Consider the following 8,149-nt stretch of genomic DNA (forward strand, 5'->3'; position numbering starts at 1 on the left):
ATGCTATATGTTTTTTTTGCAAAATAGAGGTGAAGAAGCAGGCAAAAAGCTTTGAGTAATCTCGAAAAGACGTATATTTGCAACTCTTAAAAAACACACGAGATATGAAAAAGATAACTTTTGTAGCGCTTGCCGCACTTACCATTACAGCTTGTAGTTCCGGTCCTGAGTTTGAAGTGAACGGAGACGTATCAGGAGCCGACGGGAAAATGCTTTATCTCGAAGCTTCCAGTCTGGAAGGTATTGTCCCGCTTGATTCGGTTAAATTGAAAGGAGAAGGTACATTCAAATTCAAACAGCCCCGCCCCGAATCGCCTGAGTTTTACCGCTTGCGGGTAGACGACAAAGTCATCAACTTTTCTGTGGATTCTATCGAAACGATACAGATCAAAGCTCCGTACGTCGATTTCTCTACTGCCTACACGGTAGAAGGATCTGACAACAGCAACAAGATTAAGGAACTGACACTGAAACAAATCAATCTTCAAAAGAACGTAAACGACCAACTGAATGCGTTGCGTGCCAATAAACTGGGACACGACACGTTCGAAGAAAACCTGGCAACGTTACTGAAAAATTATAAAGAGGACGTAAAAGTGAATTATATATTCGCCGCTCCCAACACGTCAGCTGCTTACTTCGCCCTGTTCCAGAAATTGAATGATTATCTGATTTTCGATCCGCTGAACAATAAAGAGGACGTGAAATGTTTTGCGGCTGTTGCTACCAGCCTCAACAATGCATATCCGAACGCCGTACGTTCGAAAAATTTGTATAACATCGTGATCAAAGGTATGAAGAATACCCGCCAGCCACAAAGCAAGTCTCTGGAAATTCCACAAGACAAGATCATAGAAACAGGCATCATCGACATTGCTCTGCGTGACGTGAAAGGAAATACCCGCAAACTGACTGACCTGAAAGGAAAAGTAGTATTGCTGGATTTCTCCGTGTTCCAGTCACCGGCAGGAGCACCGCATAATATGATGCTTCGTGAACTATATAACAAGTATGCTTCGCAAGGACTGGAAATTTATCAGGTATCTCTCGACGCAGACGAACACTACTGGAAAACAGCTGCCGGCAACCTGCCCTGGGTTTGTGTGCGCGACGGAAACGGTGTCTATTCTACCAACGTAGCTGTATATAATGTTCGTCAGGTACCGTCCATCTTCCTGATCAACAGAAACAACGAATTGAAGCTTCGTGGCGAAGATATCAAAGACCTTGAAGCATCCGTCAAGTCACTGCTCTAAGTTGTTATAATTTAGCATATTTCATTTAAATATGTTACATAGCATCTTTTTTCACTTGACAGATATCACTTAAAAGGCTATCTTTGCAAAGAAATAATTGAGAAGAGGGTTCCAACATGTGCCATGTTGGAATTCTTTTTTGTTTATATGACCATTTTAAATAAAAAGGAGGAAAAACATCATGGCTTATATGTCAGAAGAAGGTTACAAAAAGTTAATGGCAGAATTGAAAGAACTGGAAACAGTGGAACGCCCTAAGATCTCTGCGGCCATCGCCGAAGCCAGAGATAAAGGCGACTTGTCGGAAAATGCAGAATATGATGCAGCCAAAGAAGCACAGGGGATGCTGGAAATGCGCATCAACAAATTGAAAGCGGTCATCGCAGATGCAAAAATCATAGATGAATCCAAACTAAAGACAGATTCTGTACAGATTCTGAACAAGGTGGAACTGAAGAACGTAAAGAATGGTATGAAGATGACTTATACCATCGTTTCCGAAAGTGAAGCCAACCTGAAGGAAGGCAAGATTTCCGTTAACACCCCGATCGCACAAGGTTTGCTTGGCAAGAAGGTGGGTGATGTTGCAGAAATTACCGTACCGCAGGGTAAAATTGCATTAGAAGTAGTAAACATATCCATTTAACAGTAAGGCAGGTCTCCGTGTGAGGCTTGCCTTCTTTTATCTATCAAAAGTTATGGCAACCATATTCAGTAGAATCATCGCAGGCGAAATTCCTTGCTACAAGATAGCGGAGAACGATCGTTTTTTTGCTTTTCTTGATATCAATCCGTTGGTAAAGGGACATACACTGGTAGTCCCCAAACAGGAAGTAGACTATATCTTCGATTTAAGTGACGAAGACCTCGCAGCCATGCACGTATTTGCCAAACAGATAGCCCGTGCCATCGAAAAAGCTTTCCCTTGCAAAAAGGTAGGCGAAGCGGTTATCGGTCTGGAAGTACCGCACGCTCATATCCACTTAATTCCTATTCAGAAGGAATCGGATATGTTGTTCTCCAATCCGAAACTGAAACTATCGGATGAAGAATTCAAATCCATTGCGCAAGCAATCAACTCCTCTCTATAAAACATGATGATGACATAAGCAAGCGGGCACCTTGAGAAAGGCGCCCGCTTTTTTGTATCATAACCGTCATCTTCTGATGTATATACAACTACTTCTTCAAAGGGTCCGGCGACTTATCTTTACTTTCGGCTACCTCAACCAGATATACACCAATACAGATAAAAATAATAGCGGCTGTCTGCGTCCAGCTAAAACGGTCCTGCCCCAAAGCCAGAGAAGCAATCGTCGCAACAATCAGAATCAGATAACCGTATATTGCCACAACTGTCGTTTTCAGATATTTCAAACCGACCGGAAGCAACATATAGCTGATCGTTGTTGGAAATACAAGTACAAACATCAGAATCAGGAAAGGTGTCCAATGGAACGGCATAGAAAACACCGGTGCATCGAATCCCGTAATAAATGTAACTATAATAGCAGAGACTGCCGCACCGGAAAATGTATATCTCAACATGGTCATCGCCCCGATGGAAGAAAGGATACGCTGGCTAAGTATCAGATAAACTGCATAAACGACAGAACTGAGCAGACAAAGCATATTCCCCATGAAAGCATCGGATGCCAGATCATCACTCTGCTGTGTCAGGATACAGACCAGCGCACCGATCAAACCGATCGAAATCCCGAGAATCTTCTTCCATGTCGCTTTCTCTTTATAAAAGAAGATCATAATCAGAAATACCCAGATAGGCTGAAGACTGGTAAAAATGGAACTGGACACCGGAGTTGTTTTACTCAGTCCGGCCAGATAAAGAAACATAAAGCCATACAGTCCGAATGCTCCCAACAGGAAAAGCAACCATTTATCTTTAGTAGATGACTTCTCCGGCGGCATGAACCATCCGATCACCCAGAATGCAACGGCGGCAAAGGTGCAACGAAGCGTCGCACCCGTCAACGGGCTCATCCATAAGGGAAGCAGATACTTCAAGGCATTCATATTTAAACCGCTGAATATTTTTGATACAGCCATACTCAGATTGGCTTCCAGTTTCTTATTCTTCATCTTTATTATTTCAATTGATCATTAAACAAAAAGGAATCGCGTCGCAGATAGGCCCAGAAGAAAGTAACGACCGTTATCAATAAATTGAAAATGAAAGGAAACTCCTGAGACTGAGTGTGAAACAACTTCTGGAGAAAATCGACAATAAAAGGATATAGCAGTATGGCGAGATAATTCATCATCATCACAAAAGCCAGCGCCAGGGTCGTCTTCTGAGGAAGTGCCGTATGTGTCGTTTTATCATAAAGCATAGGCTGGATAACTCCATATCCCAGCCCGACAAAAAGACCCCCCGGAATAATCATCCATTCGATCGGGGCAATCCAGATCAGAGCCAGCCCCACAGCCATAGATAGTAAGCTGTAAGCTTTGGTACGCTCTTTCAGCTCGTCCACAATCTTATCCAGACAAAATCCCGGAGCCATAATCGCCAAAAAGAAAAGCGATATCATCAGTCCCGAATCACCGCTGGTAAAATGGTGCTTCTCCATCAGGAAGGGCAGATTGAAGATAACTGCCAGCACAATATAGGTGGTCACCCCGTAGAAAAGCATAATCTGGAGCAAGTGCTTAGTATGGATTCCATATTTACTCCCTCCTGTATCTACAGAAGCAGATTGTTCGGGAGAGGAAGTTTCCGATTCAGGCTGCCGGACAACCGATTCATCCTGACGATCCTTCAGATGGCCGACCAGCAGAATCGAAACCAGAGGAAGCAGATAAACCAAAAACGGCAAATGCCAGCTAACTTCCGCCAGATAACCCGTGACGGCTGTAGCTATTACCAATGTAAAATTGGTGATAGCGGAACTCAGTCCGAACTGTTTCACCCGGTAAGCGCCCACAAAGTATTTCGACACCAATCCGGTAGATAAGGGAATGATTAATCCGGCTCCGATGCCCAGCATGGCACTCACTACGATCAGTTGCCACATTCTGTTGGAAATCAGATATAAAATGCCGCTTGCCGCAAAAAGCCAGAGTCCGATCTTCAGGATACGGACCAAATCAACTTTTTCCGTCAGTTTACCGCCCAGAAGGATAAAAGGGATAATCAGCAACGACGGCAACGAAGTCAACATCTGAATATCCAAGTCCGTTGCTTCCGGAAATATTTTAGTAAGGTCGCCCAGTATGGGCGAAACAGCCAGCCCCGGCAGAGAGGTCAGTGCCGAAATAGACCAGATAGCTAGTAAAGTGATGAGAGGTATAGTACCCCTTCCCGTCTGTATTTTCATATACCGGTTCGTTAAAAGTTTAGGTCTGATGAAAACAACAATGACCTTATAAAGTTCAAATGAGGCATTATTGAATACTCAAAAACTGAGTGAAAAACACCCATAAACTATCAGTTTATGACCTAAAAACTATCCGTAGACAGTTTTTAGGTCAAATTCCGTCAGTTTCTCCCCCAACGAACTTAAAAAAATCCCGTAAACTTGCATCATCGAAATTTAACAAAGAATACTCACAATTTAAAAAGCAACGTATATGAAAAGTTTAAGCTTCAGAAAAGATTTAGTAGGGGTACAGGAAGAACTGCTCCGTTTCGCTTATAAGCTGACAACCGACCGCGAAGAAGCAAACGATTTGTTGCAGGAAACATCATTAAAAGCATTAGATAATGAAGATAAATACACACCTGACACAAATTTTAAAGGATGGATGTACACGATTATGCGCAACATCTTTATCAACAACTACCGCAAGGTAGTTCGCGACCAGACATTTGTTGACCGTACGGACAATCTTTACCATTTGAATTTACCGCAGGACGCAGGTTTTGAAAGTACGGAGAACGCCTACGACCTGAAAGAAATGCATCGGGTAGTCAATGCATTACCCAAAGAGTACAGAGTACCTTTCGCCATGCATGTTTCCGGCTTCAAGTATCGTGAAATAGCAGAAAAGCTGAACCTTCCGCTAGGTACTATAAAGAGCCGCATTTTCTTCACTCGCCAAAAACTACAGGAAGAACTGAAAGACTTCCGCTAGACTTTAACGACATATTTCAATAGGTATCAAAATAACGATAACAACCGGCTACCATTCACACAACCAAAGGCAAGAAGGATTTATTTCTTTCTTGCCTTTGGTTATTTATATTCCGCCCGCCTTCCATTGGCAAAAAGTCCGCCCCCTTAATAAACGCCAAATAATGTAAAACCTGAAAACTTTCAAAACTATCTGCTGTTGTTGAGGGAAATTCGACGGGGAAAATCCCCATCGCCCTAAACCTTTAAAAAAACAAATTAGTATGGAAGATTTAAATTTCAGAAAAGGTGATGCAAAAACCGACGTATTCGGTTCAGACAGAATGTTACAACCCTCTCCGGTAGAAAAAATCCCTGAAGGACCAACGACTCCTGAAATCGCTTACCAAATGGTTAAAGATGAAACCTTTGCCCAAACTCAGCCACGTTTGAACCTAGCAACTTTCGTTACCACTTATATGGACGATTACGCTACCAAACTGATGAACGAAGCAATCAACATCAACTATATTGATGAAACTGAATATCCTCGTATCGCTGTAATGAATGGTAAATGTATCAATATCGTTGCCAACTTGTGGAACTCTCCGGAGAAAGACACATGGAAAACAGGTGCGCTGGCTATCGGTTCTTCAGAAGCTTGTATGCTGGGCGGTGTAGCTGCATGGCTGCGCTGGCGTAAAAAAAGACAAGCTCAGGGCAAACCGTTTGATAAACCAAACTTCGTTATTTCAACAGGTTTTCAGGTTGTATGGGAAAAGTTTGCACAGTTGTGGCAGATCGAAATGCGTGAAGTACCTTTGACTCTCGATAAAACCACTCTCGACCCCGAAGAAGCTTTGAAGATGTGTGACGAAAACACCATCTGCGTAGTACCTATCCAAGGTGTTACATGGACAGGACTGAACGACGACGTTGAAGCATTGGATAAAGCGCTCGACGCTTACAATGCAAAAACAGGCTATGACATTCCTATCCACGTAGACGCCGCCAGCGGTGGTTTCATTCTTCCATTCCTTTATCCGGATACGAAGTGGGATTTCCGTCTGAAATGGGTATTGTCTATCAGTGTATCCGGTCACAAGTTCGGTCTGGTATATCCGGGTCTTGGCTGGGTTTGCTGGAAAGGCAAAGAATATCTGCCCGAAGAAATGGCATTCAGCGTCAATTATCTGGGTGCTAACATTACTCAGGTAGGTTTGAACTTCTCTCGTCCGGCTGCCCAGATTCTGGGACAGTATTATCAATTCATCCGTTTAGGATTCCAAGGTTACAAAGAAGTTCAGTACAACTCTTTGATGATTGCTAAATACATTCATGATGAAATCGCCAAGATGGCTCCGTTCGTTAACTACTCCGAAAATGTAGTGAACCCACTGTTCATCTGGTATCTGAAACCGGAATATGCAAAAACAGCCAAATGGACATTGTACGATTTGCAGGATAAGCTGTCTCAACACGGCTGGATGGTTCCGGCTTATACATTGCCTTCTAAACTGGAAGATTATGTAGTGATGCGTGTGGTTGTTCGTCAGGGATTCAGCCGCGACATGGCAGACATGTTGCTGGGCGACATCAAGAACGCAATTGCCGAACTGGAAAAACTGGACTTCCCGACTCCTACCCGCATGGCTCAGGAAAAGAATCTTCCGGTAGAAGCCAAGATGTTCAATCACGGTGGTCGTCGTCATAAAACCGTAAAAAAATAAATTGATCTATGGATAAAAAAGTAACACTCGCTCAATTGAAAGAAGTGGTACAGGAGGCATACGATCAGGTAAAGACAAATACAGGCGGCAAGAACGCCGACTATATCCCTTACCTGGCAAATGTCAATAAAGATCTCTTTGGAATCAGTGTCTGCCTGCTCAACGGGCAGACCATCCATGTGGGAGATACCGACTACCGCTTCGGCATCGAATCCGTATCCAAAGTGCATACGGCTATCCTTGCTCTGCGCCAATATGGTGCTAAGGAAATATTAGAAAAAATCGGAGCTGACGCAACAGGATTGCCTTTCAACTCAATCATCGCTATCTTGCTGGAAAATGACCACCCATCTACTCCATTGGTAAATGCCGGTGCCATTTCTGCCTGTAGTATGGTAAAACCGATCGGTGACTCTGCCAAGAAATGGGATGCCATCGTAGAGAACGTGACTGATTTGTGCGGCAGCGCTCCCCAACTGATTGACGAATTATATAAGTCTGAATCGGATACGAACTTTAACAACCGTTCTATTGCATGGTTGCTGAAAAACTACAACCGTATCTATGATGATCCGGATATGGCGTTAGACCTTTATACCCGTCAGTGCTCCTTGGGAGTAACCGCATTACAGCTTTCTGTTGCAGCCGGAACTATCGCCAATGGCGGTGTGAACCCGGTGACCAAGAAAGAAGTTTTCGATGCCAGCCTGGCTCCTAAAATAACTGCCATGATTGCCGCCGTAGGTTTCTACGAACATACAGGCGACTGGATGTACACCTCCGGTATCCCGGCTAAAACCGGTGTAGGTGGTGGTGTGATGGGTGTATTGCCCGGACAGTTCGGTATTGCCGCATTTGCTCCTCCTTTGGATGGTGCCGGCAATTCTGTAAAGGCACAATTGGCTATCCAATATGTTATGAATAAACTAGGATTGAACGTATTCAGTGATAATCACTTGATCGTAGCCGACTAGTTTATTCGCTCTATGAGAAAAACAAAGAGGTTGTGTCAAAACGCTGGCACAACCTTTTTTTATGCACAAAGCCCAGACTTTCACAAGCCCGGGCTTTGTTATTACCCAAAGTTTTT

At 43.5% G+C, this 8,149-nt stretch carries 8 protein-coding genes; 6 read left to right on the forward strand and 2 right to left on the reverse strand.

Features of this window, described 5'->3' with window-relative positions:
• Positions 1-104 precede the first annotated feature (104 nt).
• From BLW31_RS16410 to BLW31_RS16420, 3 genes are all read left to right on the forward strand, one after another.
• A complete protein-coding gene (locus BLW31_RS16410) occupies positions 105-1,256 on the forward strand; it encodes a TlpA disulfide reductase family protein (RefSeq protein WP_010535516.1) in 1,152 nt (383 codons plus the stop codon).
• Positions 1,257-1,437: 181 nt separating this feature from the next.
• Complete coding sequence (greA, locus tag BLW31_RS16415) at positions 1,438-1,902, forward strand: transcription elongation factor GreA (protein WP_010535517.1); 465 nt, start codon at positions 1,438-1,440, stop codon at positions 1,900-1,902.
• Positions 1,903-1,954: 52 nt separating this feature from the next.
• Positions 1,955-2,347 carry an HIT family protein gene (locus tag BLW31_RS16420; protein ID WP_010535518.1) on the forward strand — a complete coding sequence of 131 codons (393 nt, stop codon included), beginning with the start codon at positions 1,955-1,957 and terminating at the stop codon, positions 2,345-2,347.
• Positions 2,348-2,435: 88 nt separating this feature from the next.
• Here the strand turns inward: BLW31_RS16420 and BLW31_RS16425 are convergent, their stop codons facing one another.
• Positions 2,436-3,356, reverse strand: coding sequence for a DMT family transporter (locus BLW31_RS16425; protein ID WP_010535519.1), 921 nt, complete (start codon positions 3,354-3,356; stop codon positions 2,436-2,438).
• Positions 3,357-3,361: 5 nt separating this feature from the next.
• Complete coding sequence (locus tag BLW31_RS16430) at positions 3,362-4,594, reverse strand: MFS transporter (protein ID WP_010535520.1); 1,233 nt, start codon at positions 4,592-4,594, stop codon at positions 3,362-3,364.
• Between the two features lie 253 nt (positions 4,595-4,847).
• On the opposite strand from BLW31_RS16430, the gene BLW31_RS16435 reads away from it, so the two are divergent.
• The 3 genes from BLW31_RS16435 to glsA all read left to right on the forward strand — a co-directional run bounded on the left by BLW31_RS16435 (position 4,848) and on the right by glsA (position 8,033).
• Positions 4,848-5,351: an RNA polymerase sigma factor gene (locus BLW31_RS16435; RefSeq protein ID WP_010535521.1), complete on the forward strand. Its 504-nt coding sequence runs from the start codon at positions 4,848-4,850 to the stop codon at positions 5,349-5,351.
• A gap of 262 nt (positions 5,352-5,613) precedes the next feature.
• Positions 5,614-7,059, forward strand: coding sequence for a glutamate decarboxylase (gad, locus tag BLW31_RS16440; protein ID WP_010535523.1), 1,446 nt, complete (start codon positions 5,614-5,616; stop codon positions 7,057-7,059).
• A gap of 8 nt (positions 7,060-7,067) precedes the next feature.
• Positions 7,068-8,033, forward strand: a complete 966-nt coding sequence (gene glsA, locus BLW31_RS16445) for a glutaminase A (protein ID WP_010535524.1) — start codon at positions 7,068-7,070, stop codon at positions 8,031-8,033.
• Positions 8,034-8,149: the final 116 nt, after the last annotated feature.

It is taken from the genome of Bacteroides faecis MAJ27, assembly GCF_900106755.1.
Taxonomy (GTDB): domain Bacteria; phylum Bacteroidota; class Bacteroidia; order Bacteroidales; family Bacteroidaceae; genus Bacteroides; species Bacteroides faecis.

Excerpts from the sequence above, each read along its gene's own strand:
- BLW31_RS16420 (WP_010535518.1), top strand. The coding sequence starts at position 1,955 with ATGGCAACCATATTCAGTAGAATCATCGCAGGCGAAATTCCTTGCTAC.
- greA (WP_010535517.1), top strand. The coding sequence starts at position 1,438 with ATGGCTTATATGTCAGAAGAAGGTTACAAAAAGTTAATGGCAGAATTG.
- BLW31_RS16430 (WP_010535520.1), bottom strand. The coding sequence starts at position 4,594 with ATGAAAATACAGACGGGAAGGGGTACTATACCTCTCATCACTTTACTA.
- BLW31_RS16410 (WP_010535516.1), top strand. The coding sequence starts at position 105 with ATGAAAAAGATAACTTTTGTAGCGCTTGCCGCACTTACCATTACAGCT.
- gad (WP_010535523.1), top strand. The coding sequence starts at position 5,614 with ATGGAAGATTTAAATTTCAGAAAAGGTGATGCAAAAACCGACGTATTC.
- BLW31_RS16425 (WP_010535519.1), bottom strand. The coding sequence starts at position 3,356 with ATGAAGAATAAGAAACTGGAAGCCAATCTGAGTATGGCTGTATCAAAA.
- glsA (WP_010535524.1), top strand. The coding sequence starts at position 7,068 with ATGGATAAAAAAGTAACACTCGCTCAATTGAAAGAAGTGGTACAGGAG.
- BLW31_RS16435 (WP_010535521.1), top strand. The coding sequence starts at position 4,848 with ATGAAAAGTTTAAGCTTCAGAAAAGATTTAGTAGGGGTACAGGAAGAA.